We start from the raw sequence: 26732 nt of genomic DNA, 5'->3' as shown, positions 1-26732 counted from the left end.
ATTGCGCGCCGAGCCACGCGCGTACATGCCCGGCAGGCAAAACCTGTCCGGCTACTCAGTTACACTTCTTGTTGCCTTCGTCGCCCTGAGCGGAAAGCTCATATCGCGTTCCATCGTCGTTGCGCACAATCTTCACCGTGCACCCCGATATCCCCGTAATCCTGCCAAGCGGCAGCTGTGCGCCTATGAAATAACGCGCACCCCGCGTATCGACGAGCCAAGTGCCATGGGCCGAGCGCGCCAGGTTCATGCCAATGGCTCCGAGCGGCGCTCGCACCAGACCGCTATCCGAAACATGGCCTTCGAACCCAAGGTCGCGCAAGCCGTTGATCGATTCGTAGGCAAGGCGCGCGACGCGTGCGTAATCCCACGATTCCGGCAGAAGGTAACCCTCTTCAGCCGGAGGAATGACAGTGAACGCGCCCGGAGCGCCTGGCCTGATCTGCGCGCCGCGATAATACCTGGTCAGAAAGTCCGCAAGTTGCTCCTTCATCTGATCGACGACGACCACGCGCATCACCGACGCACACGTATCGCGGCGGACAATGGCTGCCAACGTGGCAAGATCCGGCGAGGTCGACACATAGCCATCGTAGATATACGCATGCGTTTTCGGATCTTCATGCACCGTCACGAAGCGGAATGCGCCGTCGAGTTTCGGCGTCCCGCTCTCGACGTCACGCGGGCCGTACGTTTGCCATATCGCGCCTGCCCCGGCTGACATCAGCACTAGCATCAGCATTAGCTTCACGCCGCGCGAAGCCAGCGCCCAACGTTTCGCCACATAGGCGAGGGGCGCATGCGCCATCATCCACGCAAGCTCTGCCGAGCGCACTGCAGCCGGCGTCAGCAAGTCGCGACCGCTGAACTGTATTTGCGCATCGCCCACCGTGAACGACGCACCCTGTCTCAACACGGTTGTTTTGCCCGGTGCCAATGCGTGACCGAACACCCGCACGCCGTCATGGTGCGCAGTCAGTCTCAGCAAATTGCCGTTCAGGCAAATGATCGCGTGGCGTGCCGCGATGCCGTCATCGACAAGCACGAAATCCGCGTCTTCTCCGTTTCCGATCGCCATGTCATGAGCATCGGACAAAAGCACGGTGGCCCCGGCATGAATGCCGCCGGTAACGGTAATGATTCCGCCGGTGCTCATCGGATTCGCCCCTTCGTCGTGGATGAACCCGGCAACGAGCCGGAAGGAAGCGGGGGAGGCGAATCAGTCCACCCCGGCGTGTACCCAGCAGGGTGCATCAGCGGCGTGTGCGGGGTCGCGTCGCCAACGCCGACTTGACCTATCGGCTGCTGAAGGCTCGATGGCAAAGGCTCCCTGCCGACAGCAGGTCGGACAGCCTGGTTCGTCATCGACTTGATACGTGGAGTGATCAGGATCAGCCGTTCGAGACGCTGCGTTTGCTCCTGCTTATCGCTGAACAAATGACCAACGAATGGCAGATCCGACAGCACGGGCACCCGCGACGTGGAGTTCGTGTTGCGCTCATACTCATAACCGCCGACGAGCAGGCTTTCTCCGTCCACGATGACGGCTTGCGTCACGATGGAGTTGTGACTGACCTTCGGAATGCCATCGACCGATGCAGACGAATCGAATGCGCCGTCTTCGATTTGCACGCTCAGCAGGATATTCTTCGCGTCGCCCTGCACCGACTCCACAGTGGGTGTCACCTTCAATGTCAGCCCGGTATCGACGTTATAAAGGTCGACATCCTGATTACCTGCTACCCGCACATAGACAGAATTGCGCGATGACAGAACCGCTTCCGTGTTGTTCAACGTCAGCACCTGCGGCCGCGACAAGATGCGTGCCTTGCCGCTTTCTTCGAGCGCGCGAATCTTTGCGAATAGATAGGTTGTCGGACTGCCGATCATCGTCGCAAGATTGACGCCCGGCAATATCGGTACGTTGGGCGCGTTCTGTTCGGACGACAATGCGCCCGTAATGGCGGAAGCCGCGCCCCACCCGCCCCTCGCCCCGCTGGCCAGGCGTATGCCCAGTTCACTCGCGGCATCCGTCGACACATCGATGACTGCCGCCGTAATTTCGACGAGATCCTGTGGTTTATCGAGCATCGCGATCGTGCGTTCATAGTTCGGCATCATCGATGGCACGTCATAGATCACAACGGAATTCGTGCGCGCATCGGCCATGATATTGCGTCGCATTGGCGCAGCAATGGCATGAATCACGGCAGGGTCGGGCAACGACGTGTCGATCTCCGCCGCCGTATCTGCCAAACCCAAGCCGCGCAGGCTAGGCAGCGGCGGAGGGCCGCCACTGGCCTCCCGGCGCCGGCTGCGCACTGTCACCGGCGTTTCCGGGCTGGGCACGGAAGCCGGGACATCCGCCATCAGCTTGCGCAATAGCGATGCCACGCCGGGCACAATCTGCTGTTGGTTGCCGGTCGTGTATGTGATGTCCTGTGCCTGCGCGTAGTGAAGCGGAAAGACGCGGATCGCCATCTCGCTGACCGCCGGGCTGACGACAGTCTGCTCCTGTGCCTGCGCAACGGCATCGGCGACCGCATCGACGTACTCGGACGGACCGGATACGCCAGCGGTCGTATCCGAATAGCGAACCGGCAGGTGACTGTCATCGAGACCGAGATTAGACAACAGGCTGGCCACATCCCCGCGCGTCAAGGGCGCGAACGGAATAGTCCGGCTTCGGATGTCGCTCGTGCGAGAGACGTGAATGACATGTCCATCGAAGTACCAGGCGAGTCCGTACGCCTCGATCAGCCTGGCGAACACGCGTTCTGGAGGTTCGTTGAACCCCCCGTTGACAGACTCCTTCACACCCGGCGAGATTTTCATCTGAAGGCCGCCCGCGCTCACCACCTCTCTCAAAAGCTCTGGCAGAGGCGTGTCTCGTGCGAAGTAATGCATCGGGTTCCCGCGCCAGACCGGCTGGACGGCATTGCCTAGCGAAGCGTGCAACACGATTCCAGCAACCAGGGCCCCGCGAATGCCTACGGCGGCTCGATATCGCCCGACACCTATTTTTTCGTTTCTTGAACGCTCGCTTCGCCGCGTCATGAACATATGAATTTTCCCAAATGGGCATTGGATTTGACGTGACGAGACTTTATCGTGGCTTTTGTGCATCAAGGTCATACGCATATATCACCGACAAAAATCTCAGCCCTAGAGCATTGCAAGTACCTAAATTACTCTGGACTCCAATGCTGCGAACAACGTATTGCAATTTCAACACCGATCTTCTAAAGCTCAGACAGCGATCAGTTCGCCTCAACGGTATCGCTACGTGTCTGAGGCTGGAAGAAATCTACTGGTCGATCATCGAGGAACTTGCTCGTGAAGAATCACTAACTGTAGGAAAGTTGATATCACGATGGGCCATGGAAATGGATCTCGCGCACGAGTCCACATGGAACTTTACGGGCTACGTACGCGTAGTCTGTGTTGTTCAACTGATGAGGCGCGCGGATCCGGCTCGTCAGATGGATCTTGCCCAATACCCCGTTGTTACCTGAAGCGCGCGACGCTCTGTAATGCTTGTCGCTGAACGTGACGCATTCGTGCATCGGGAGGTTCCAATGTAAAAATTTGTCTTTGCACTCCTACATCGCGGGCACTGCTGTGCCTATCGCAAGTTTGCCTTTCCTAAAAGGCGTCTTTCATTAAGGAAATAAACATGTCGGTCAATATCTCGCAAATGAGTGCCACGCAGTTCTCCTCCGTTGGTAATTCTGGTTGCACGCCTTGTTCGCCCGCCGCCCAGCAAGGCCAGTCGGCTCCGATGTTTTCTCCTGATTCTGCCTCGAATGGCGATGGCGGGACGGGTGGCCAGGGCGATCTCCTCAAAGACCTGATGAAGCTCGTCCAGGATGTGATGGGCCTCGCGGGCAACACCAGCGGCATGCCGGGGGGCACGGGCGGCATGATGGGCTAACGCACATTATTTGCCGCTGAGAGGGCCGCCGCATTGACTGTATGGGAGACGTCATCCGTATCTGGTGTTGCGGCGGCCGGCGCAAACGAGTCAGGTAGACGAAGGTGGATGCACGATTCCGTGACCCTTGAGCCCGAACCGGAATTAGTCCCGGTCTGAAGTAGAAATTTCCGGCCTGGTTGAGTAATCAGGCGGGGCGGAATCCCTTTCCCGATGGGCGAATCTGGCGGGTGTTATCCACTGTAATGCGGAGGGGGACATTCGGCCGTCGCGCTTTCCCAAGCCTCGAAGGCCTGGCTGCGTAGCGCCCGCTTCTGCTTTGCGACGTTGTGGTAACGGCAATGCGTCAACAGATTGACTACCTGACCGAGGATCGAAGCGAACCGTTGCAGGTGACGTGCCGACTTGAATCGGCGCATTACCTTCTCGCGCACCCGAGTCGGCTGGTGCGAGTTCTCTGCCCGGTTGTTCAGCCCCTTGTGCTGGCGGTGTTCGACGTCGATCCCCACATCCCGGTTCGCCGCCGCATCGCTCTTGAGTTCGTCGGTGATCAATACACGTGGGGCGCGCCCTTGCTTCCTTAGCAGCTTGCGCATCAGGCGCCGGGCCGCGCGCCGGTCGCGCCGGCTTTGCACCAGCACGTCGAGCACCACGCCATGCTGGTCCATTCTCGCCCCATCTCCCTCAACCTGCCAACCACGTGACAAAACCAGCCAGTCTTATTTGAAATTGACGAGAAAGGTAGCGATGGTGTTGATCGCACCTGGCGTGACAGTAGCCTGGGTCTGCCGCATGCGCGCATAAAACATCAGGCTTGCTGTCTTATTTGAAGTCGTAATACCCGACTTGGTCCAGTTGGTACTCAGATCATTCGGTCTGAGCAAATTCTGGCGGGTAGTGCTGTCGGATTGCAGCAACTCCACCGCCACTCCCGTGGCGTTGCCGTCGCCACTCATGTTGCCGATCAGATCGGCACTGGTGGTGTCAGGATAATCGGTCGCGAAACCGTAATACACGCTGCCGCCGGAAATCATACCGGGACAACTGATCGTGATCGGAACTGGCACGTTGCTGGTTGTTTTTCCGACCGCACTAAAAAAATTCAGCGGATAAGTTCCGAGGTTAACAACGGAGTTTTGCATGACAAGCGGGTCGCACGGTGCGGATGTCGATTGCGTGGGCGAGATCTGAAAAAGACCAAGGACGTGGTTGTAGTTTGCGCTACCCCAATTGGTAAAGAGCAGATTCAGGCTCACGCGGCTGTAGCCGCCAAAATTGGCGACCGAACCGACCGTTGTCTGTTTTTCAAGCTCGGCCGTGACAGTCAACGGGATGAGCTGCATCAATCTCGCGAGCGTCAGATTGTAGGTTCCGGCCGGCTGATTGTTGAAGTTAGCGCTTCCGAGCGAGGGGTTCAGGGGGCCGCCGCCAATATCGGCGACATCGGGAATCGCATTGGGAATGGTAATGATGTTGCCCGCGCCCGTGGTGCTCATCCACATGGATTGATTGCTGGTGTCGGTTCCGAGGGTGAACCGGACATTGATGTTGGGTGACGACGTTTGGAGAAACCCCGGCGAGCCACGAGGCGTCGGGACATACTGATCGGCGACGATCTTTATCCGCAGATCGCCGGGTTTTCGGCATTGCAGGATGATGACCGAAGGATTGTTCAGCCCCGATGATGGCGCGTTCCAGGTCTGCGTGGCGACGGTGGTGCCTACCGCCGCCGCATAGGGCACCGCCACATTCGCCCCGAAGTTCACCTGGTTGACCGTATTGACCGACCCTGACAGACCACTCGGCCGACAATCGGCATCGACTGCATACGCAATGGAAACTTTGCCCATCAGCAAGGTGGTAAAAAAAAGTGCGGTACCGACGTATTTAAGTAGTCTGTCAATCATGCTGTTCATATCATTCCCCTTTGACGGCCATGCAGGTCCCGGTGACATGGGTCATGGCACGCGCTGCGGCAGAGTTCTGGTTCTGTTTCGGCAATGCATAGGCATACGTGCATTGCTGCGTATCCGACTCGCCCCATCTGATGGTCCACGTTCCCGCGTCGTGCGCGCTGCGCACAAAAGCGCGGCTACCTTGACCGAAGACACCGATTGGGTCGTTGCTTTGGTCGTACACGTCGGCCCCCGCGGGAATCGGCTTGCCAGACGGCTGTTTCAGGTCGAGCAGCACGCCGCGCCCGTACTGAGTCGCGAACTTCAGAAGTACTCCAGCCCCGGCATAAGGCGCCACCGTTTGACTCGTCTGCTTGAGCTCGATGTCCGGGCTCAGCCCTTCGGGCGAGAGCATGACTTCATTCATGCGGAACGCAGAGAGATACGGAACGATGGCGTAACCGGAACTGCCGACGTAGGTATTGTTGGCATTGAGCACCTTGGCGCCTTGTGCGCCCGGCGCATCGACGACGGCGAACGATTCACCGAGCGTATGACCGAGCGTCACGCCGCCCGGGTGAGCGACGACGCTGCCCGCAAGCCCCGCCGAATACTGGCGATAGCCACCGGTCTGCGATGCCGCCGCCTGCACGTCCACGTTGCGGAACTGACGGTCGACATTGACGCCTGCAGCCGTCTGCGCCCCTGCCTGGTCGTAACTCATGTGCGCGCCATAAGATAGCGAATTGTCCGCCAGCGCCGTGCCAAAGATCTGCGTTTGCACGTTGTAACTGCCGCCGGTACTCGTCAGGTTCGTGGTCGAGTTCAGCGTATGTTTAGACTGGTCGCCGAGCGGAATCGTAAGGCTCAGGAATACGCTGTTCTGCTGCCTCTGCAAGCCGGCGCCCGTAAGCACCCGGCTGAAGTTGAGCGAGTAGCTGACGCGCTTGAACGTATTGGAGTAACCCAACTGGAGCTGCGTGATCTGTCCGCTAGCATCCCATTGATTCATCGTCGAACCGACGACATATAGTTGCCCGTATGTGCCAAGCGGCTGGCCCAAGGTCAGGTCGAAGCGGCTCTTTGGGCGCGGCAGATTCATCGAAGCAGTGCCATTCGCGTCGATCTGGTCATTCAGGTACGCAGCTTGGTTCAGCGTCAGGTAGCCGCCAGTCGAGTAACGGTATGCCGCAACCGAAATGCTGGTGTCACTGGTAGGAACCAAATAGCTGTGGGTCAGCTTCAGGCTCATACCCTGCCGCGCCCCAAGCCGATGGAGCGTCGCATGCGACATTGTCACGTCGGCCGTCACCGCTCCGAATGGCGTGTTGACGCCCATTCCGCCCAAAGCGGCGAAATAATTGTTGGCAAATTGCGTTGCCCCGTATGCCGTGATGAAATTGTTCACGCCCCGGCTATAGGTGAACTGGGAGAACATTGGCTTGTTGCGCAGGCCCGGGTCGCGCAGTTGTCCGGCGGTTGCCGAATAACGCCACTGACCTTCGCGCAGCATGTTCGGCACAGAGGCGTATGGAACAGCGAACGACTGCACGCTGCCATCGGCTTCGGTTACGGTCACCTGCAGATCACCGCCGTAGCCGGTCGGGAAAAGATCATCCAGCTCGAATGGACCCGGTGGCACCGACGTTTCCAGCAACACATAGCCGCCCTGCCTGACCGTTACTTTGGCCTGCGTCCGCGCTACCCCGCGAATTACCGGGGCATAGCCGCGCTCGGCGTCGGGAATCATCCGTTCGTCGGTGACGATTTCGCCGCCGGTATAGCCAATGCTGTCGAAGAACTGGCCTGAGGTAAACGACTGGCCGACGATTACGCGACTCTTGATTTTCGGCAGGCTGGCTTGCAGGTAGGACTGCTGGTTCTGCCAGTGATAACCGTTGATCGAATCGCCGGTATAGCTTGCGTTCGAACGTAGCTGAATCGGTCCGAGATTAATGCCGCTGTTAACGTTCAGGTAGTCATTGCGAACCATGTGGCGTCCGTCCTGACCGAAGCCGGGCTGACTCGACAAATAGGTGTTGTAGTTGTAATTGGCAAACGCTAGCGGTACGCCCTGATCCCACAGTGAGGGGTCGACAAAGCCGCGACTGCGCTTCGACAGAGCGATTTGCGGCACCTCTACATTCAAGCGCAACTGGGTGCCATCGTACTCGCTGGACGCTTGCGGCCACAGCTGCGCAATACGCGCGCAACCATCGCCCTGCTCGAAAAGCGCGTGCTGTGCATCGTCGAGTTTTCCGAGGTCCAGCCCCCAGGAGGTCAGCATCTCTTTCGGAAAACAGGCTTGCGGCGTGTCCTGTCCTTCGACGCGAACAAACAGGACGTCGGTCGACGATACGCGGTTGTTGTTCAGGTAGATGTCGACGAGATGTTTGCCCGGCTCAAGCGGCGTCTTTTTGGAAAAGCGCGAAACGTCAACCTTTTGCGCGCCGTACAGGAAGGCGTCATTGAAGATGACGGTGTCGTCGTCGGTGTTCGAGGCAGGCGACGGCAAGGCATCGGCGGCGAACGTCGTGCCGCTCAGCGAATAGCCGGTGATGCCCGTCATTGCAAGGACGAGCGCTTTAACTTTGAACGATGACACGGCAATCAGTCCTTCGTCGTGGACTGCGAGGACGTGCCAGCATCCAGATGGGCGGTCCCGGCGATCGCGGCGCCAATGTCGTCGATCAGCTTGAATTGAACGTCTTTTGCCTGTCCTGACAGCCGGGTTGGTTTGAGCAGCGGGAAGGTCGCGCGTTCCCCCGGGCCGACCATATCGGTGGCCAGCTCGTACGAGGTCCCGTCAACGGTCACGTAGGCCTCGAGGAAAGAAGCGAAGAACGGTGTCGGGTTTTTGACGGTTACGCTCGTGTGCTCGCCCTCACCGGTGACTTGCCACTGAAGCTGCCTGACGAGGTCCTTCGGCCCGTCGGCAAGCGCCGTGGGCCGGAAGAACAGCTTGATGCGATTACGCACAGCGATCTGCAGCGTATTTGTCTTCCCGATGGCAGCCGACTTCGGCGGAATCTCCAGGACGTTGAGCCAGAAAACCGATTCCTTGTCTCCGGGCAGGGCTTCTCCTGTATAGCTGATGCGCAGCATCTGACCTTGGTGCGCGTTCATCCGGAAAACGGGCGGAGTAATCACAAACGGTACTTGCTGTTCTGCTATCGGCTTGTCTTCTCCTGTGTCCAGCCACGCCTGGATCAGCAGCGGTACAGCGCCTTCATTGCTCAACCGGACCAGCGTCTCGCGCGATGCTTCGTTATAAATCACGCGAGTGCCATAGATCAGCACCGCCGCGTGCGACGACGCGATATTCAGCGCCGCCAACAGGAAAACAACGCCTAGCCTTCGTAGAAATCTCGTGATTCGCATATCAGGTCACTCACACTCTGTTTTTATAAGGAATACTGAACAAGGCATGGTTTGAGACTCATACCCTGTCCTGTTCAGTACACCCTCGCCCTGAAAAACAGAGACGGCGTGCGGACTCGCTCGTCCCTGTCCACCATCCGTAAACCGCTTACTGATACGAGAGTGTGTACGTCGCGTTTGCGTTGGCGGTACCCACCGTCGCCGCACCCGTCGCTGCGTACCAGGCGCTGTAGTTCAGGGTGGCGGCGCCGCCCGTCAGCGTCTGATATGCGCTGGGAGCCGGAGCCTGGCCGAACTTGTTGTCGGTGTCGGTGGTGTCGAAAATGGCAACCTGGACGTTCTTCGCAGTGCTCGAAGCGTCGAGCGGCAAGTGACCCGTTGTCGGGTCTGCGAGGCCCGATTCGAACTTGGCCGCGACCTTTGTCGAACCACCGGTGCAGCCGGTCAGCGCGATCTGAAACGCGGACTGGCCTGCCCGCTGGCCTGCCGAGGCAAGTGCGCTGGCCGGCACGTTGCCGAGGTCGATGTTCAGATTAGGCGAATTGGCGTTGATCACGCAGCTATTGGCTGTGATGTTGCCGGTGAAATTCAACGTACCGTCGGCAGCATGAGCGGCCGGCACAATAGCGATCAAAGCGGCAATCGCAACCGGGACAGTTGAAATTGTTAATTTTTTCATTTGGTGATCCAAAATGTTATGTAAGACACCGTACTTAGCTGTAGCGCCCGCTATTTGCGACTGAAATGAACGAGGCGCAGCGCATTCTATGGATCACCTCTGTCGGAGGCTATTGGACGAGTATTAGATTCTTTCAATTTGTTATTTTGAGGGGCGAGAAGGGTATTGCACGTTGTCGGCAGGTTGAGGGAGACGGGGCGAGAATCCGGGGTATGAAACGAAGCACATTGGCGCAGCGTGCGCCGGCCACTGACACCATTTCCTGTGCCGGCTATCGGTTTCGCCTGATGTGCTCAGGTACGCGCTGTGGCTGTACTACTTTCCCGTTCAGCCTGCGCATGGTTGAGGAACTGCTGGCTGCACGCGGCGAACTAACCTACGAGACGGTGCGGCGCCGGGCAGTGAAGTTCGGCCTGGGCATGGCCCGGCCTATCCGGTCCACCGCCCAGGCGCGAGGAGCCCAGTGGCACCTTGATGAGGTCGTCGTCACGACCAACGGCAGAAAGCACTAGCTTTGGCGCGCAGTGGACCAGTGTATGGCGCGGTGCTCGACTGCATCGGGACAGTGGGACGGAGCAAAGTCGATGTCAACGGGCGGGCGCATCCAGACGGACGTCTGCGACGACCTGGCGGAACAGACAAGGACGTTTCTGGAGCAGGACACTTATCCCTAAGGGGAGTTATGTGAACGCATACCGCAATAGCGCGGCGCGGCTGGATCAGGTTTGCTTGATGGAATGCGCGTGCACCGATCGGAAGATCGAAATGCGCGCTGATCCGCGCGACCACAACACGACCCGGGCCCGGACGCCGGGTCTACCGTTCGTCCGGGTGGGGAGGCGGGGCGGCGCGAAACCACCCCGCTCTGTGCGAAGCATCACGCCTGGCAAAACCTGTAGCGCTTCACCGCGAGCGGCCCGGTACGCAAGCAGCGCCGCTGCGCATTCGCGGAGTAACCATGCGCGTGATTCATCGAACTCAAGTGCCGGGACGTGGCCTGCGCGGGCTTAATGGTCGGCTGCCAGCGCTTTCAGATGCGCGTCGCCAGCATCCTTCGCGGCGGCACGCGTTTCGTAGGTGCCGTCCGAAACGAGCGAACGCTTCACCTCCCGGCTGCCGAAGTCGACTAGCGTGATGACCCAGACGAAGCCCCCGGTTTGCTCGGCCGTCTGTACGAAAGCTTGCGTGTCGCTCCTGTTGTCCGCATTCATCGTCATCTCCTGAGGAAAGTCGCGCGAGTTAGGGGAGCCGAGCAATAATCGAGCCGATGTCGTCCTTATTGAAAGCCCGTAGCGTCTGTGTGCGGATATTGCCCGCTGAACCCAGCGCCAAACCGAAGGCGGTGAAACTCTGGTCGTCGGCCGCCTCGATGACCGTGACGATGTCGTATTCGCCTAACGTCCAGTAGATCTGTTTCATTTCACAACCAAAACTTTTCGCCATCTCCGCCGCCTGAACAGCTCGCTGAGGACTGTTCTTGATCGTGCGGATGCCCTGATCGGTAAATTGCGCCAGAACCACATAAGTCACCATAATAATTCCCCTTACGATTGAAACGTGTTGGGACCCGCGCGCCGCCGACACCGCAACATCCCATTTCATTTTCCGTATTGCCAGGGCCGTCCCGCGCGTAAACTGATTCTAGGCAATCCATTCGCGCGCCACGCGCTATTTGCCCGCATCTGGCGCAGCGCTGGAATGCGACGCGCGGGCAGGCGCGCGCCGGCTGCAATACGGAGGTGGCTATGACTGACTTCAAGGAGGCCCGTGAGTGGATGGTCGAGTGGCAGATCGAGCGGCGCGGCATTGGCAATCCCCGCGTACTGGCCGCAATGCGCTGTGTGCCGCGTGAGGAATTCGTGGCCGCCGAGCTTCGGCAATACGCGTACGAGGACACGCCGCTACCCATCGGCAACGAGCAGACCATTTCGCAGCCCGCGATGGTCGCGTCGATGATCGATGCAGCGGAACTGAGCCCGGGCGACCGGGTGCTCGATGTCGGCACCGGCTCGGGCTACGCCGCCGCCGTCGCCGCAGCGATCGCGGCTCACGTGCACTCGATCGAACGGCACGCCGGCCTCGTCGATACGGCTCGCGAAATCCTGGCGCGGCTGGAAATCACCAATGTGACGGTTCATCTCGGCGACGGCACGCTCGGCCTCGCGGAATATGCACCGTACGATGCGATCATCGCGGCGGCCGGCGGACCGCGCGTTCCCGACGCGTGGTGCAAGCAGCTCGCGCTCGGCGGGCGGATCGTCATGCCGGTGGGTCGCGATCAGCACTATCAGCGGCTCATCAAGGTCGTCCGGCGCACAGAAGCCGACTTCGACAGAAGCTGGCTCGGCGACGTGAGATTCGTGCCGCTCGTCGGGGAAGACGGCTGGCCCGTGCGGGACGGCGAACCGCGCAATGCGGGCAGCGGTATCTGCAACGGACGGCTCGGCGCAATTGCGCGCGCCGCTTGCATCGGCTGCGGATAGCAGAGAAAGGACGCGGATTCGCTCAGCCGAAGCGGCGAGAAGGAAACTGAAGCTCTCGTCGCGCGGCTCTTCTGATTCTGCGCAGGCGTGCCGATTTCCATCAGGACTTCTGCGCATCAAAAAGCTTCCGGTTTGATGATCTCGGTCCAGGCAAGCACGATTCCCAGCGGAGTAAGATGCAAACGCGGCTACGCCCATGAGCAGTCGCGCATCAGCCGCGCCGTGTTCGCTGTCGGCACCGGTCTGTCGAAGGAAGTGCGAGCACCCTTGTGAGATGCTGTTGACCCAAACCGGAAGGAGACGTTCATGACCGCCATGATGAAAGCCGCCGTATTCATCGAACCAGGCCGTATCGAACTTGCCGACAAGCCGTTGCCCGACGTGGCCGCCAACGACGCGCTCGTGCGCATCACCACCACCACGATCTGCGGCACCGACGTGCACATCCTGAAAGGCGAATACCCCGTCGCCAAAGGCTTGACGATCGGGCACGAGCCTGTCGGCGTGATCGAAAAGCTCGGCAACGCGGTGGTCGGCTATCAGGAGGGGCAGCGCGTGATCGCCGGCGCCATTTGTCCCAACTTCAATTCCTATGCTGCGCAAGACGGCGTCGCGTCGCAGGACGGCAGTTATCTGATCGCCCGGGGCCAATGCGGTTGCCACGGCTATAAAGCGACCGCGGGCTGGCGCTTCGGCAATATGATCGACGGAACGCAGGCCGAATACGTGCTCGTGCCCGATGCGCAGGCGAACCTCGCGCCCATCCCCGACGGCTTGACCGACGAGCAGGTGTTGATGTGCCCCGACATCATGTCGACGGGCTTCAAGGGGGCGGAAAACGCCAACATCCGTATCGGCGACACCGTGGCCGTGTTCGCGCAAGGACCGATCGGCCTGTGCGCCACGGCGGGCGCGCGACTGCTCGGCGCCACCACGATCATCGCGGTGGACGGCAACGACCATCGTCTCGGCATGGCCCGCAAGATGGGCGCCGACGTCACGCTCAATTTCAAGAATTGCGATGTGGTCGACGAGATCCTCAAGCTCACCGGCGGGCGCGGCGTGGATTCGTCGATCGAAGCGCTCGGCACGCAGGGCACGTTCGAGTCGGCGCTGCGCATCCTCAAACCGGGCGGCACGCTTTCGAGTCTCGGCGTGTACTCGTCCGATCTGACCATCCCGCTTGCGGCATTCGCCGCAGGCCTCGGCGATCATAAGATCAACACCGCGCTGTGTCCCGGCGGCAAGGAGCGCATGAGACGCCTGATGAACGTGGTGGAGTCGGGGCGCGTCGACCTTGGCGCGCTGGTCACGCACCACTACAAGCTGGACGACATCGTCGCAGCATACGATCTGTTTGCGAATCAGAGAGACGGCGTGCTCAAGGTGGCAATCAAGCCGCATTGAGCGGAGTGGGGTGCGGGAGCCGGTCCGTTGTGCGAAGGCGCGCAGTGGACCGTTGCCGGGCCTGGCCGCTGTTGGTGGCATGGGTCCCGGCGCGCGCCCGCCTGCCGATGGCGATCCGAGTTAAACCAACAGGCCACCCGGACCATGCAAGCTACGGAACTCGAACAGCGCATACTCAAACGATCGCTGCTCGGCACGGTGCTGATTGCGGTACTCGGCATCACGATCGGCATTCTCAGCGGCTCGCTCTCGATCATCTTCGACGGGATGTTCTCCGCACTCGACGCGGCCATGTGCAGCCTCTCGCTGCTCGTGACCCGCCTGCTCAGCCAGCAGGCCAGCAGACGTTTCCAGCATGGCTTTTGGCATATCGAACCGCTGGTGCTGACCTTCAACGGCAGTCTGTTAGCGGTGCTGTGCTTTTACGCGTTCGTCAACGCGATCAAAGGCATGCTCGATGGCGGGCATGAACTGGAGTTCGGTTGGGGCATGTTCTATGCCGTGGTGGTCAGCCTCTTCTGCTTCTTCATGTTCTTCAGACAGCGTCGCCTGAATCGCAGCATCGAATCCGAACTGGTCGGCCTCGACACCAAAAGCTGGCTCATGTCGGCCTGCATCACCTCGGCGCTGTTGCTCGCTTTTTCGATAGCATGGATTCTGGAAGGCACGCGTTACCGCCATATGACGCCGTACATCGACCCCGGCGTGCTGGCGCTGCTGACACTGGTCCTGATACCGATGCCGGTCGGCACGGTCATCGGCGCGGTCAAGGAAGTACTGCTCATTACCCCGCACGACCTCGACCGCACGTTGCGCGAGCTGATGCACGCATTGACGTCGGACTATGGTTTCGTGGCGCACTCGCACTACGCGACACGCGTGGGGCGCGGCCTGTTCGTCGAAGTCCATATCGTTCTGCCCGAGGCGATGGAGCACGCCGGCATCCGTCAGCTCGACCTGATCCGCGAGCGGATCTCTCACGCGATCGGCGAACCGGGCCCCGACCGCTGGCTGACCGTGGCGTTCACACGCGACGCGCGCTGGCTGTAACGCCCCGCCCGAAGCGAAAGCAAATTCCGCGCGCGATCCGGCCCGCGGTTGATTTGCCCCAGGTTGTCACCTAGAATTTTCGCTAGCGCCCTCTTCTGGAACCTGAAGACGTGACTTCGAACAGCGGAAAACCGGTGTCGTCATTGGTTCCTCAGGGCATGCCAGGCCTGTGGGTCATCCTGTTCGTCATCTGGATGATCGCCAACGCGTCGCTGGCCGTGGAGCCCACGCTCGTCGGCGCGGCGATCACATTCGTTCTGGCCCGCGTCTTTGCGTCGTCGAGCGAAGCATGGAGCCGGCTGCGGCTCACGCCTCGCGCGCTCTATCACTTCGTCGCCTATAGCGGCACTTTCGGCGTTGAACTGGTGCGGGCCAATCTCAACATGATGGCGTATGTGTACGCGCCGCGCATCGATATCAAGCCGGGCATCGTCAAGGTCCGCACCCGTCTGAAATCGCCGATCGGCCGCCTCGCGCTCACCAATTCGATCGCGCTCACGCCGGGCTCGCTGGTCATGGATATTCGGGACGACACACTATTCATCCACTGGCTCGACGTCAAGACAACGGATATCGACGAGGCCACGCAAGCGCTGGTGACCCCTTTCGAGAAGCATCTGGAGAAAGTCTTTGGCTGAGATCATGCTGCGGATCGCCACGGTATTGATCTTCTTCGCGATCCTGTTCGGCGTGATCCGCCTCATCCTCGGCAAGACGCTGATCGACAGGATCGTCGCCATCGACATGCTCACCGTCATCTCGATCTCGCTGATCGCGCTGTACGCGCAGTTGTCGGGCCGTTTCGTCTATATCGATGTGGCGCTCGTCTACGGGCTGCTCAGCTTTCTTGCCGTGCTCGCGATGGCTCGCTTTCTGGAACGGGGGCTTTGAACCGTGCTCGAATTGCTCCTGCTGCTGGTGTGCGCCAGCATTCTCGTCAGCGGCATTGTGGCCGTCTGCCTGAAGAACCTGATGGCCGCGATGGTCAGTTCGGGGCTCGCGAGCCTGTTCACGGCGGTGGCTTTCCTGCTGCTCGCCGCGCCCGACGTGGCGATGGCCGAGGCGGCGATCGGCTCGGGACTCGCGACGTTCATCTTTCTCTACGCGATTCGTAAAACCGGCTATCAGAAGGGCTAGCGCATGATCGAACTGATCGGCAGCGTGTTCATCCTGGCGGGTGCGATATTCCTGTTCTCCGCCGGCCTCGGCCTGTTGCGCATGCCGGACGCGTACACCCGCATCCAGGCCGGCACCAAGGCCTCGACGCTCGGCAACATGCTGGTGCTGATCGGACTCGCCTTCTATCACCCGAGCTGGACGTTCAGGCTGATCCTCGTCATCTATTTCGTGCTGGTGACGAACCCGGTGTCGTCGCATGCGCTGTCGCGCGCGGCGTGGCTGATCCGCACGCCGATGACCTCGTCCACCGTGACGGACGCGCTCGCCGCCGAGGACGAACGCGGCGCCGCGCCGAAGGAGTCGTGATGCGCCGCGTGTTCGTGATAGTGACGGTCGCGCTGTTCGCGCTCGTGTTCTGGCGCCTCATCGACGGCTACAGCGAGTTGCAGGCGCTGCGGCCGCTCGCGCAATACTACGTCGTGCAGGGGCCGATCGAACTCGGCGCGCCGAACATCGTCACCGGCATTCTGATCACTTACCGTGGCTTCGATACGCTTGGCGAAGTTGCGGTGCTGTTCATGGTCGCGGCGAGCGTCGGCTTGCTGTTGAAAAGCGAAGGCGCTGCAACTGCAACCGCGCCAGCTACAGAAGCCCAAGCCGAAGCCGAGGCCGACAACGGTCCGCGCAGGCAACCTGGCGAGATCGTGCGAACCGGCATGCAGGTGCTGCTGCCGATGATCCTGACCTTCGGCGCGTACGTGATCGTCAACGGCCATCTGTCGGCGGGCGGGGGCTTCCAGGGCGGCGCAATCGTCGCTTCCGGCGCGATGCTGATGCTGCTCGCGCGGCCGGGCGCGGAGTTGAACGTCGCGCTGCTGAGCGTCGTCGAATCGTTCGCCGGCGTGATCTATGTGATGATCGGCATCCTGGGTCTGGTGCTGGCGGGCGGCTTTCTCGACGCCCGCTTTCTGCCGCGCCGCGAGTTCGGCGCGTTTTTCAGCGCCGGCGCGATACCGCTCATTTCGGCGTTGCTCGGCATGAAGGTCGGCGCGGAGCTGAGCGTCATCATCGACCGGTTCAGAAGCTGACCGAGGAGAACGACGCATGACCACGGGCCTGCCGGTTTCGACCATCCTGCTGATCACGGGCTTCTGCCTCGCGTTGATCGGCTTGTGGGGGATGCTGACCCAGCGCAACATCCTGCGCATCATCATAGGCTTCGCGGTGATCGACACGGGGCTGCATATCGTGATGGTCGCGACGGGCTATATCCGCGGCGGCACGGCGCCGATCATCGACGCCGCGTTGAGCAAGGCGGACGCCGCGCGGCGCGCGATCGACCCGGTGCCCTCGGCGCTGGTGGTCACGGCGATCGTGATCGGCCTGTCGGTCACGGCGGTCATGCTGGCGTTCGCGATCCGCCTGTACGCGGCGAAAAAGACACTTTCCATCGACGCATTCACCGAGTCGAAATGGTAGCCGCGCTGTTTCATCCGCTGCATATCTTCATTCTCGGCCTGGGGGGCGGCTTCGTCATTCCGCTGCTGTACCGGCTCGGCAAGCCGTGGCTGACCGCCGGCTTCTTCATCGCGCTCGCCGGCATCGTGCTGGTGAGCGGTGTGTCGTTCTTCGGTCTGCTGGACGGCGGCCAGACGATCGAAGTGCTGACGGCGGGCGCACAGCCGCCGGTCTCGATCAATCTGCGCTTCGGCATCCGGGAAGGCTTCTTCACGCTCAGCGTCAACGTGGTGGCGCTGCTCGGCGCGCTGCAATTGTGGGACCGTCTGCGCGGCAATTACGCCGCGCTGCTGCTGTATCTGATTCTCGTGATGGGCATCGACGGGATGGTGATGACCCGCGACCTCTTCAATCTGTTCGTGTTTATCGAGATCGTCTCGATCGCCACCTACGGGCTGCTCGGACTGGACCGCACGCCAGCCGCGCTGGCCGCCGCGTTCAAATACATCATGGCGACCGTCATCGCGTCGACCCTGTTCCTGTTCGGCGCGGTGCTGCTTTACTACGTGACCGGCACGCTGAACATCGACGACCTGATCGCGGTCCGCGCGGGCCTCGACAGTCCGATCGCCGTCACGGCGGTGCTGCTCGTGTTCGCCTGCCTCGTCATCGAACTCAAGCCCTTTCCGGCCAATGGCTGGGGACTCGACGTCTACGAAACCGCGCCGAGCGGCATTGCCGCGATGGTGTCGGTCGGCGTGTCGGCCGGCGTGTTCTTCGCGCTGCTCAAGCTGCTGCCGCTATTTGAAAATCTACTCGGGCTGATTGCGGTCTCCGGCGGCCTGACCTTTCTGTTCTCCAATCTGCTCGCGCTCAAGCAGACGAAACCGCAGCGGGTGCTCGGCTATTCGTCGATCGGACAGATGGGCCTGCTGATGCTGGCGCTCGCGCTGTTGCGGCAAGTGGGAGCCGATACGTCGATCCCGCTGGTGGTCGGCGGGTTGTTTATCAACCATCTGTTCGCCAAGGCAGGGCTGTTCTGGCTCATCGGCATTCTCAGGCGGCACGGCATCCACGCTCGCGCGGTGCTGTCGCGCAGTCCGCTGCTGATCGGCCTGCTCGGCCTCTTCATGGTCGCGATTGCGGGGCTGCCGCCGTTTCCCGGCTTCTGGGCGAAATGGGAACTGGTCCTGCAGTTGACCGTCGCCGGCAAGCCCTACTGGATCGTGCTGATTCTGACCGGCTCGCTGCTCGAAGCGGCCTACATGTTCCACTGGTTCGTGCGGGCGCTGCATCCGGCCGACGACGAGGTCACGGCCGGCCCCCAGCCGGCCGCGCTGCTGCCGCTATTTGGCGTGGCGGTGCTCCTGATCGCCGCGGGGTACGCCGGCGCTTCGTTCTCGGGCGCGGGATCGGCATGGCTGTTTTCGCCGCTCGTCGCGGGCGCGCTGTTCTATGCGGGCGATCGTCTGCCGGGCCGGCTCAAGGGCGTGCTGACGCTGATCGCCGTCGCACTGGTGGGCTCGTGGCTCGCCGAAGCGGCACATGGGATCGCCGAGCTGTTTGCGTGGCTGCTGCTTGCGGGCAGCTTCGTCATCGCGGCGGCGAGCCTCTATCGCAACGATGTGCGCTCGGGCTTCTATCCGATGCTGGTGGTTCTACTGCTGTCGATCCCAGCGCTGCTGCGTGCCACCACGACGCTCGAATTCTTCTATAGCTGGGAGATCATCACGCTGTCGTCCTGCTTCCTGATTGCCAAATGCCGCAGCGCCGGACCGCACGTGCTGACCTTCCTGCTGTTCTCGCTGCTGTCGGCGTTCTTTCTGCTGGCCAGCTTCGCCGCCGTCGCCGCGCTCGACGGCAGTATCGAACTGGCGGCGTTCTCCCGATCGGGCCCGGACGTGAGCCGCGCATTCGTGTTGCTGGCCGCCGGCTTCCTGATCAAGGCGGGCGCGATCGGCGTGCATGTGTGGATGCCGGGCGCGTACACGGAAGCGGAAGACGACGTGACCGCGATGCTGTCGGCGGTCGTCAGCAAGGTGGCGATGTTCGGCCTGCTGATCGGCACCTATCTGACGATACGCTCCGAAGTCGGACTCGACCTCGCGCACGTGATGGCGTGGATCGGCATGCTGACGACCCTCGCGGGCGCACTGATGGCGTTGCGGCAAAACGACTTCAAGCGGATGCTGGCGTATTCCAGCATGAGCCAGCTCGGCTATATCGTCACCGCGATAGCGTTGATGAGCCATCTCGGCTGGGTCACGGCGCTGTATCTGGTCGCCAACCACATGCTGGTGAAGGGGATTCTGTTCCTCGCACTGGCGGGCATCATCCTGCGCACAGGCACGCGCAACTTCGCCGAAACGGGCGGCCTTGCCCGTGCGATGCCGTTCACCTTCGCGCTGGTGCTGGTCGCCCTCGTTTCGATGTCGGGCTTGCCGCCGCTGATGGGCTTCGGCGGCAAGCGGCTGCTGCTGAGTGCGATGACGGACAAGGGCTGGTACGGCCTCGCGGTGTGCGCACTGATGGCGACCTTCGTCGGCTTTCTCTACATGATCCGTTTTGTCAGCGGTCTGTTCCTCGGGAGTCGACAGGCGGGACAGCCCGAAGTGCGCGAAGCGCCGCTTCTGCTGCTCGTGCCGCAACTGGTTCTGGTCGCCGGCATCATCGTGTTGTCATTCTTCCCGAAGCTTTTGATCGAACCGGTTTCGGCGGCGATCGATCCGCAGTTTGCCTCGACGCTGGTGTGGGAAGGCATGTCGCTGGAGAGCATCTACGGTTTCTGGAATCCGACGCCGGTCGTGCTGGTCGTGCTGGCCGTGGCTGCTGTGCTGTTCGCGCTGTTCATGCTGTTCTATCGCAGCCGGCGCCGGAAGGGCAGCGTCCCCGGCTTTTTCAGGTTCTACCGGCCGATCCTCGCGCGTACGGTTCCGCCGTTTGCGATGATATTCTGGCGCGGCGTGTCGCACTTCGCGCTCGCCGCCGCGGGCAGGATACGCAAGGTCTACACCGGCAATGCGCAGACCTACGCGCTTTACGTGCTCGGCTATTTTCTGGTGATTTATTTCGCCAGCACAGGGCTTGGCGGCGGGTGGGCGCGTTAGGGACCGCGCTGATAGCGGCCCGCGGTTTCGTGTCCGCTGCCTAACGTCTTAGCGCAACTCCTCTGTAGTTTTGGCGATCGCCCTTGCGAACTGCGCGATCTGCCGGCCGTGTTCGATCAGATCCATCGCCAGCCGGAAGGTCTGCACATCGGCCTTGTCCGCGAGTTGCAGTTTCGCCAGCACCACCTGGCGCGCCGCCGACGCCAGCTTCTCGATCTCGCCTTTCGCCGCGATGACCGCGGACGCTTCGCTCGCGCCGGCCTCGTCGATCGTGCGGATCGCCTGTTCGAGATTGCGCATCACGACGTCCGTGAACTGCGTGGTCGCCGGATCGCGCAAACGCGTGAGGTCGATCTGGTGCATCAGCCTCTGCTGGCTGGCCGACACGAGGTTGGTCCCGACAATGCCGCTGATGCTCTCCAGGTTGGACGCGACCTGCGTGAACCCCACCATCTGCCGGCCCTCGTCCTCCGAGTGCTCCACCTGTGACAGGTGGCCGATATAGTTAAGGATCTCCAAGGCCAGCCGGTCGGTCTCCTTGTCGTGATCGAGCAGAAGGTTGATCTCTTCGATGGTGCCGTTGGACACCATCTGGGTGCCGCGCCGGACGATCTTCAGTACTTCGTTGCCCAGTCGCATCAGCTCGATGCGCACCCGCTGAAGTCCAACCGAAGGCACCGTCAGCGACGACTTGTCGAGATAAACCGGATCGCCTGCCCGTTTGGGCTCCTGCGCGCGCTTCGGCACGATGAACTTGGCAAGCCGGGCAATCGGTCCGGTGAACCAGATCAGGATCAGCGTGCTTGCCACGCTGAATATCGTGTGAGCATTGGCGACCTGGCGCGGCGTTTCGGCCGCCAGCCGCGTCACGCCTTGCAGCTCCGGATACGACGGCGAGACATGCCGCACCATGTCCGCCATCTGCGGGATGAAGAACACCCAGAACAGCACGCCCAGCAGATTGAAGATCAGATGCACGGCACCCACCTGGACCGCTTCGGCCGTCTTCCCGATCGACGCGAGCAGCGCCGTGCCGCACGTGCCCACTTTGGCGCCCAGGATCACCGCGATGCCCACTTCGAGCGGCATCAAGCCCTGCGCGCCTAGAGCGATCACGATGGCGAGCGTCGCCGCCGAGCTTTGCACGACGGCGGTGAAAATGGCCCCCACCAGGATGCCGACCACCGGGTTCTCCATGTCCTGCATCGCGTCGATGAAAGGCTGGAACGTGCGCAGCGGACGCGTCGCGTCGCCCATCAGTTCGATGCCGAGGAACAACAGACCGAGCCCGAGCAGCACCCGGCCGATCTGCCGCAACAGATCACGCCCGCCGAACGCGTGCAGCACGAAGCCGATCGCCAGCATGAACGGCGTCAGTCTCGATACGTCGAAAGCGATGATCTGCGCGGTGACTGTCGAGCCGATGTTCGCGCCCATGATCATCGGCACCGACTGGGTCAGCGTCATCAAGCCGGAGGAAACGAACCCGACCATCAGGACCGTGGTGATGGTCGACGAATTCAGCAGCGCGGTCACGACGGCGCCGGCCAGCACGCCGCGGAACCGGCTCGCGGTCAGCATGCCCAGCAGCGCCTGCAACCTCGATCCGGCGATCGCCTTCAGGCCGCTGGTCATGAACTCCAGGCCGAGCAGGAACAGCGCGAGGCCGCCGATCAACAGCCCGAAGATCTGGACCAGATTCAGGCTGCTGGCATCTATTCCTGCGGAATAAGGAGTCATGGTGCTGTGCCTTTGGTCATGATGCGCGTTCATGAGAAGAATCACCGCGAACGGTCTGCCGGTTCCTTCCGGCTCGCGCGATGACGCGCAACAAAGCGTTCGTTCCTGTTCGGCCGCCTCACGCGACCGGCGAGTTTTCACCGTAATTCAGCCGGCCGTTTTTCGACAACAAAACCGCGACGGGCCTCGTCATTTCGAACTCCGAGAAGATGATGATCACGATGACGGTGATCGGCACCGCGAGGAACGCGCCGGAGACGCCCCAGATCGCCGACCAGATCGCCATGCTCGCCAGGATCGCAAACGGACTCAGGTTCAGCGAGTTGCCCATCAGGTAAGGGTCGAGTATGTTGCCGATCACGAATTGAATGGCGGTCAGCGACAACAGCACGATCAGTATTTCGTTGCGATGCCAATTGGCACAACGGCACCGGGTTCGGGCCATTCGTTCCGGCACGGCAGCTATGCCTTCACCTTCGCCGCGACCTGCGAGATCCGATCCCTCACGACGCCAATCGCCTGCTTGAGCGCATACACGTCCTGAAAGTAGCGATGCGGAATCCGTATCTCGCTCGCATGCGCATCGATGTCGTCGATTTCATCGCGCCACTTTGCAATCTGGCTTGCGCTCGGCTGCGTGTTTTGCCACGTTTCATCTTCCAGCGATTTGATTTCCCGGTACCACACGACCAATCTCTTTTTGATCCGCGCCTCCACCATGCGCGGCAACGCCTGCAGCAACCCGATCAACAAGGCCATGAACGGCAGCAGAATAAGGAATCGTCTTTCGATCAGACTGGCCAGCCAGAAGGGAAGGTAACGCTGCAGGAACGGCCGGCCGGATTTGAAATAGCGCGTGCTTTCGTCGGAGAGGGGAAACTCCTCGGTGTTCAGATTGGGAAACGTACCGAGCGGCGTGAAGTAGTCTTCGCCGCCGTGGACCGTTTTGGCCGCGTCCAGCAGCAGGTAGACCAGCGCCGGGTGCAGCGTGTCCTTCGAGACCAGCAAAGCCGTGGCGGCCAGCAGCGTGACATCCTCGCGCGGCAGATCCTTGGCGATATTGGTCGACGCGCGCGGGTAGATGAGCTTCGAGAGCGACGGGAATTTCTGCACCAACGCTTCGGCCTGCGCGAAGCTCATCAGCTTGAGGTCGCTGTTCAGCAGCGCTTTCTGCCTCGGCGCGTCGGGTCAGATGATGAGAACCCGCCGGCGCTCCCGGGTCATGCGGGCTTTCTTGACACGATGAAGCACCGGATTGTGTCTGACCATGCAAGCCCTCTTTCGTCAGGCTTTCCTTGGGTGGACTGGCTCGCGGCAAGCGTTGTTTTGCAGCGCAGTTGGTGCTCGCCGGAACCTGGATGTGTTCATTGCCTCACGCGTGTGGCTTGCTCGCCCGCTTGCCATGCCGAACAGAAAACCGGATAACGCGGCCGCTCGCGAATCCTGAGCCACCGCTTTCGTGTTCATTCTGGTCGCTCAATTCTTCCGGTTCTCCGGTCTTACGATACCAGATTGTCTTGTCGCGACGACGGCCATCGAGCGCTGAAAAGCCATTGAAAGCCCGCCGAAGGTCAAAGCGCAAATCCGGTTGCGGTCGGTATGTTGCGAGACTTCTGCTAGCGTTCGCGTGGTGATTACTTATACGTCATCCTATCACTTACCAATTCTTAGAACACTTTCCGAACCCGTGCCATTCCCCTGCTATCCCTATACTTATAGGTATATAACAAAAATTTGTCCTGCACTTCGGGTAAATACGGCATGTACGACGACGGCCATATCCCATAGAATTGATACGTCATCGTATACCCTGTATCTGGAGACACGATGAACGGGGATTCTGCCGAACGGCGCGTGCATGGGCGCAATGTCTCTCCATTCTCTGACTCTGACCGGCCACGTCGCGAATGAGAAATCAGCCCGTTCCGCGCGGTCACAGTCAGCGCGCATTCGTCAACGTGATCGATGTGCCGGCTCACGTATCGCCGCTTCAAAGCGCATTCCAGTTTGATCGACAACTAACCCAAGCCACCAATCATTCCGGGCGACGGCCCGGTCGCCGGACTCGTCGAGAACAAAAAGAGAGCCTCCGCAACCCCGTTGAACTGAATCGACGAAGCATCTTAATAGTTAGTATTCTTTATTAAACGGATCGTCCATGCTTTATAGATTTGGCGTTATCCCATGTTTAGTCGTCACCCTCGCCGCCTCGCTGGCCGCTTGCGGCAGCGGTGACAACTCGCCGTCCGCTTCGACCGGCAACGCCGCCACGACGCCCGCGGCGCCGCCCGCTCCGTTCAAGGTCGGCGTGACGACGACCGATGCCGCGCTTCCACCGGCACCGCAACTGCCTACGGACGCCCAAGTCTGCAGCACGCTCCAGGCAAGCAACTCGCTGGTGCGCCAACCCAGCGGCGCGCTTGGACCCGAGGCCGACAACGGCACGACGTCGGCCATTCTGAATCCGGATCAGGCGCGCATTCAGGCGGCGCTCGACGCGTGCGGCGCCGCAGTCGACGCCCAGGTCGGCGCGGCCATCTCCGCAGCGGACGCCGCTGCCGCGGCATCGCAGACTGCCGCGGCGGTGCCGAACGTCAACATCGCGGGTGCGTCCGCGCAGCAACTGGCGGCTCCGAAATACCGCGCGTCGCAGTTCGCCGTGCGTCTGGTCGTGTCGAGCACCGGTCCGGGCAATGCGTTCATCACCGGACCGCTCACGTTGCCGTCCGGCGTCACGCTGTGGATCGATACCGGCGTGACCGTCTACGCGACGCGCGACGTGATGGCCTATGCGCCCAATGCAGCCGGCCCGTATTGCGCGAACACGGCCGTCAGTTCGACCAAGGCCGGCAGTTCGAGCAACTGTCTGCCGCTGATCGGCGGCAGCTATCTCGTGAATTCGGCGGTGGTCGGCGGCGGCAGCATCGACAGCCGGGCCGCGTCCGAGATCGTCAGCTCGAACAACCTCTATCCGCTGATGCGCATCGACCTGACCTGCACGAACACCTACGCGGCCTATTCGCAGGGTCTGCAGGCCACCACCGGCACGCCTTGCGACGACGGGGGCACCTTCGTCAACACAACGGCCTCGGCCCGGCACATGACCTGGTGGGATCTGGCATGGCTCGGCAACATGATCGAGAACGGTACGACCGGCGTCGGTTCGCAGTCGAATTTCCGCATGATGGTGTTCAACTACGCGAAGAACCTGACGCTGTTCGGCATCACGCTGAACAACAGCGCCAACTTCCACGTGGTGCCTAGCGGCGTCGACGGCCTCACGGTCTGGAACGTCAAGGTTCAGACGCCCTCGCTGTCCGCTTCGGCGAGCCCCGCGGGCAACGGCAATCCCAACTATCTGGGCATGGTGCCGACGGTCGACACGGCCAAGAACACCGACGCGTTCGATCCGGGTTCATCGTCCAAGCCCATGGTTCAGGCGTTGACAATCGGCAGCACGAAGATCTCGACGGCCGGCAAGATCTCGTTCGACGGCTACCTCAAGAATGCCGTGTTCGCCTACAACTACATCAGCACCGGCGACGACGACATTTCCCCGAAGGGATCGAACAACCCGAGCCCGGCCGGCTCAGGACTGTTCGGCATCGACGGTAATCGCGACGTCGCGACCGACCGGAAGTACGGTTTCGTGATCGCACACACCCATATCTACGCGGGCCACGGCATCTCGATCGGCAGCGAAACCAATGCAGGCGTCACGAACATCCAGGTCTACGACAATTCGTTCGACGGCTCGGAACAGGCACTGCGCATCAAGTCGGACTGGGCGCGCGGCGGCATCGTGACCAACATCAACTACAACAACATCTGTATCCGCAATAGCGGTCAGGCGCTGCTGTTCACGCCGTACTACAGCACCAAGGCGTTGCCGAATCCGACCTCGCCGCTGTATCCGGACTTCCACGACATTTCGCTGTCGAACATTCATATCATCGGTGGCACGTCGGCGATCTTCGAGGGATTCGAGGCGAATAGCGGCGGCATCACGCACGCGGCACTCCCGCTCGGCATGACGCTCACCAACGTTCTCGCCGATTCGCCGAGCAACGTGGCGGTCACCACGTCCGACGCGAACCTGACACTGAACAACGTGAATCTGCCGATCTTCCCGTCGACCGCGAACCGGGTCGTGCTGAACGGCAGCGCATCGCAGTCGCTGAGCACCGCGAACGCGGTGGATTGCAGCAGCGCGTACGTCGATTTTCCGGGCATCGGGGATTCGTCGCCGTCCGGTCAGACGTGGACGGGTTCGCAGTAAGCAGGGTGAGCGATAGCGTGCAGCGTGAATCACGCTGCACGCACTGATGCCGACGCTAGCGCTGACGCATCCGTTTGAACGGCCCGTTCGAGGTTTCTCGAACGGGCCGTGCTGTTTTTACGTTGCACCTGGTCGCTGCTTGGCAGATGGAACGGGTGCGCGGCCGACAAGCTGCGCCGATAGTCACTGACCTTCCGGCC

23 protein-coding genes and 3 pseudogenes are annotated in these 26732 nt (G+C 61.2%); 14 read left to right on the top strand and 12 right to left on the bottom strand.

The window, feature by feature from the left end; genetic code table 11:
- Window positions 1–55: 55 nt before the first annotated feature.
- Both PQR02_RS08280 and sctC read right to left on the bottom strand, forming a co-directional pair.
- Window positions 56–1156, bottom strand: coding sequence for an FHA domain-containing protein (locus PQR02_RS08280; protein WP_408228164.1), 1101 nt, complete (start codon window positions 1154–1156; stop codon window positions 56–58).
- The gene (sctC, locus tag PQR02_RS08275; RefSeq protein ID WP_408228161.1) at window positions 1153–3135 is read right to left on the bottom strand and encodes a type III secretion system outer membrane ring subunit SctC; all 1983 of its coding nucleotides are present in this window, start codon (window positions 3133–3135) and stop codon (window positions 1153–1155) included. The genes PQR02_RS08280 and sctC overlap by 4 nt, the downstream gene beginning before the upstream one ends.
- Here sctC and PQR02_RS08270 point away from each other — a divergent pair.
- Both PQR02_RS08270 and PQR02_RS08265 read left to right on the top strand, forming a co-directional pair.
- On the top strand, window positions 3078–3515 hold the full coding sequence (locus tag PQR02_RS08270) for a ribbon-helix-helix domain-containing protein (protein ID WP_408228158.1): 438 nt from the start codon (window positions 3078–3080) through the stop codon (window positions 3513–3515). The two genes, sctC and PQR02_RS08270, sit on opposite strands and share 58 nt — an antisense overlap.
- 161 nt (window positions 3516–3676) lie before the next feature.
- Window positions 3677–3934 carry a hypothetical protein gene (locus PQR02_RS08265; RefSeq protein WP_408228155.1) on the top strand — a complete coding sequence of 86 codons (258 nt, stop codon included), beginning with the start codon at window positions 3677–3679 and terminating at the stop codon, window positions 3932–3934.
- Between the two features lie 233 nt (window positions 3935–4167).
- Here the strand turns inward: PQR02_RS08265 and PQR02_RS08260 are convergent.
- The 5 genes and pseudogenes from PQR02_RS08260 to PQR02_RS08240 form a co-directional block, all read right to left on the bottom strand.
- Window positions 4168–4602, bottom strand: a pseudogene (locus PQR02_RS08260) (DDE-type integrase/transposase/recombinase); the annotation flags it as partial.
- Window positions 4603–4653: 51 nt separating this feature from the next.
- Complete coding sequence (locus tag PQR02_RS08255) at window positions 4654–5850, bottom strand: fimbrial protein (protein ID WP_408228149.1); 1197 nt, start codon at window positions 5848–5850, stop codon at window positions 4654–4656.
- 1 nt (window position 5851) lies between these two features.
- The gene (locus PQR02_RS08250) at window positions 5852–8434 is read right to left on the bottom strand and encodes a fimbria/pilus outer membrane usher protein (RefSeq protein WP_408228146.1); all 2583 of its coding nucleotides are present in this window, start codon (window positions 8432–8434) and stop codon (window positions 5852–5854) included.
- A gap of 5 nt (window positions 8435–8439) precedes the next feature.
- Window positions 8440–9165, bottom strand: coding sequence for a fimbrial biogenesis chaperone (locus tag PQR02_RS08245; RefSeq protein ID WP_408228143.1), 726 nt, complete (start codon window positions 9163–9165; stop codon window positions 8440–8442).
- Between the two features lie 193 nt (window positions 9166–9358).
- On the bottom strand, window positions 9359–9889 hold the full coding sequence (locus tag PQR02_RS08240; RefSeq protein WP_408228140.1) for a fimbrial protein: 531 nt from the start codon (window positions 9887–9889) through the stop codon (window positions 9359–9361).
- A gap of 212 nt (window positions 9890–10101) precedes the next feature.
- On the opposite strand from PQR02_RS08240, the pseudogene PQR02_RS08235 reads away from it, so the two are divergent.
- Window positions 10102–10398: pseudogene (locus tag PQR02_RS08235) on the top strand (IS6 family transposase); the annotation flags it as partial.
- A gap of 498 nt (window positions 10399–10896) precedes the next feature.
- On the opposite strand, the gene PQR02_RS08230 reads toward PQR02_RS08235, so the two are convergent.
- Window positions 10897–11100 (bottom strand): hypothetical protein, encoded by a 204-nt coding sequence (locus PQR02_RS08230; protein ID WP_149674847.1) that lies wholly within the window; start codon window positions 11098–11100, stop codon window positions 10897–10899.
- Between the two features lie 28 nt (window positions 11101–11128).
- Entirely contained in the window at window positions 11129–11422 is a 294-nt protein-coding gene (locus PQR02_RS08225) for a GYD domain-containing protein (protein WP_408228407.1), read from the bottom strand.
- A 212-nt stretch (window positions 11423–11634) separates the two neighbouring features.
- Between PQR02_RS08225 and PQR02_RS08220 the strand changes: the two genes are divergently transcribed.
- From PQR02_RS08220 to PQR02_RS08175, 10 genes are all read left to right on the top strand, one after another.
- A complete protein-coding gene (locus PQR02_RS08220) occupies window positions 11635–12372 on the top strand; it encodes a protein-L-isoaspartate(D-aspartate) O-methyltransferase (RefSeq protein WP_408228133.1) in 738 nt (245 codons plus the stop codon).
- A gap of 306 nt (window positions 12373–12678) precedes the next feature.
- Window positions 12679–13779, top strand: a complete 1101-nt coding sequence (locus tag PQR02_RS08215; protein ID WP_408228130.1) for an NAD(P)-dependent alcohol dehydrogenase — start codon at window positions 12679–12681, stop codon at window positions 13777–13779.
- 144 nt (window positions 13780–13923) lie between these two features.
- On the top strand, window positions 13924–14829 hold the full coding sequence (locus tag PQR02_RS08210; RefSeq protein WP_408228127.1) for a cation diffusion facilitator family transporter: 906 nt from the start codon (window positions 13924–13926) through the stop codon (window positions 14827–14829).
- A gap of 110 nt (window positions 14830–14939) precedes the next feature.
- Window positions 14940–15467: a Na+/H+ antiporter subunit E gene (locus PQR02_RS08205; protein WP_408228124.1), complete on the top strand. Its 528-nt coding sequence runs from the start codon at window positions 14940–14942 to the stop codon at window positions 15465–15467.
- Window positions 15460–15720 (top strand): MrpF/PhaF family protein, encoded by a 261-nt coding sequence (locus tag PQR02_RS08200; RefSeq protein ID WP_408228121.1) that lies wholly within the window; start codon window positions 15460–15462, stop codon window positions 15718–15720. Before PQR02_RS08205 ends, PQR02_RS08200 begins: the two co-directional genes overlap by 8 nt.
- A gap of 3 nt (window positions 15721–15723) precedes the next feature.
- A complete protein-coding gene (locus tag PQR02_RS08195; protein WP_408228118.1) occupies window positions 15724–15966 on the top strand; it encodes a hydrogenase subunit MbhD domain-containing protein in 243 nt (80 codons plus the stop codon).
- Window positions 15967–15969: 3 nt separating this feature from the next.
- Window positions 15970–16314, top strand: coding sequence for a monovalent cation/H(+) antiporter subunit G (mnhG, locus tag PQR02_RS08190; protein WP_408228115.1), 345 nt, complete (start codon window positions 15970–15972; stop codon window positions 16312–16314).
- Complete coding sequence (gene mbhE, locus PQR02_RS08185) at window positions 16314–17036, top strand: hydrogen gas-evolving membrane-bound hydrogenase subunit E (RefSeq protein WP_408228112.1); 723 nt, start codon at window positions 16314–16316, stop codon at window positions 17034–17036. Before mnhG ends, mbhE begins: the two co-directional genes overlap by 1 nt.
- A 16-nt stretch (window positions 17037–17052) precedes the next feature.
- Complete coding sequence (locus PQR02_RS08180) at window positions 17053–17427, top strand: sodium:proton antiporter (protein WP_149674838.1); 375 nt, start codon at window positions 17053–17055, stop codon at window positions 17425–17427.
- Window positions 17421–20513 (top strand): complex I subunit 5 family protein, encoded by a 3093-nt coding sequence (locus PQR02_RS08175; protein ID WP_408228107.1) that lies wholly within the window; start codon window positions 17421–17423, stop codon window positions 20511–20513. Before PQR02_RS08180 ends, PQR02_RS08175 begins: the two co-directional genes overlap by 7 nt.
- A gap of 48 nt (window positions 20514–20561) precedes the next feature.
- Here PQR02_RS08175 and PQR02_RS08170 read toward each other — a convergent pair whose 3' ends face one another.
- The 3 genes and pseudogenes from PQR02_RS08170 to PQR02_RS08160 form a co-directional block, all read right to left on the bottom strand.
- Window positions 20562–22253 carry a Na/Pi cotransporter family protein gene (locus PQR02_RS08170; RefSeq protein WP_408228104.1) on the bottom strand — a complete coding sequence of 564 codons (1692 nt, stop codon included), beginning with the start codon at window positions 22251–22253 and terminating at the stop codon, window positions 20562–20564.
- Window positions 22254–22371: 118 nt separating this feature from the next.
- On the bottom strand, window positions 22372–22698 hold the full coding sequence (locus PQR02_RS08165; protein WP_408228101.1) for an AI-2E family transporter: 327 nt from the start codon (window positions 22696–22698) through the stop codon (window positions 22372–22374).
- 17 nt (window positions 22699–22715) lie between these two features.
- Window positions 22716–23441: pseudogene (locus tag PQR02_RS08160) on the bottom strand (TAXI family TRAP transporter solute-binding subunit); the annotation flags it as partial.
- A gap of 970 nt (window positions 23442–24411) precedes the next feature.
- On the opposite strand from PQR02_RS08160, the gene PQR02_RS08155 reads away from it, so the two are divergent.
- Window positions 24412–26532, top strand: coding sequence for a glycoside hydrolase family 28 protein (locus PQR02_RS08155; RefSeq protein WP_408228098.1), 2121 nt, complete (start codon window positions 24412–24414; stop codon window positions 26530–26532).
- Window positions 26533–26732: the final 200 nt, after the last annotated feature.

This window comes from Paraburkholderia sediminicola (genome assembly GCF_046026895.1).
GTDB classification, from domain to species: Bacteria; Pseudomonadota; Gammaproteobacteria; order Burkholderiales; family Burkholderiaceae; genus Paraburkholderia; species Paraburkholderia sediminicola_C.
The sequence above is the reverse complement of the archived record's forward strand: the minus strand, read 5'-3'. Positions and strand labels throughout refer to the sequence as shown.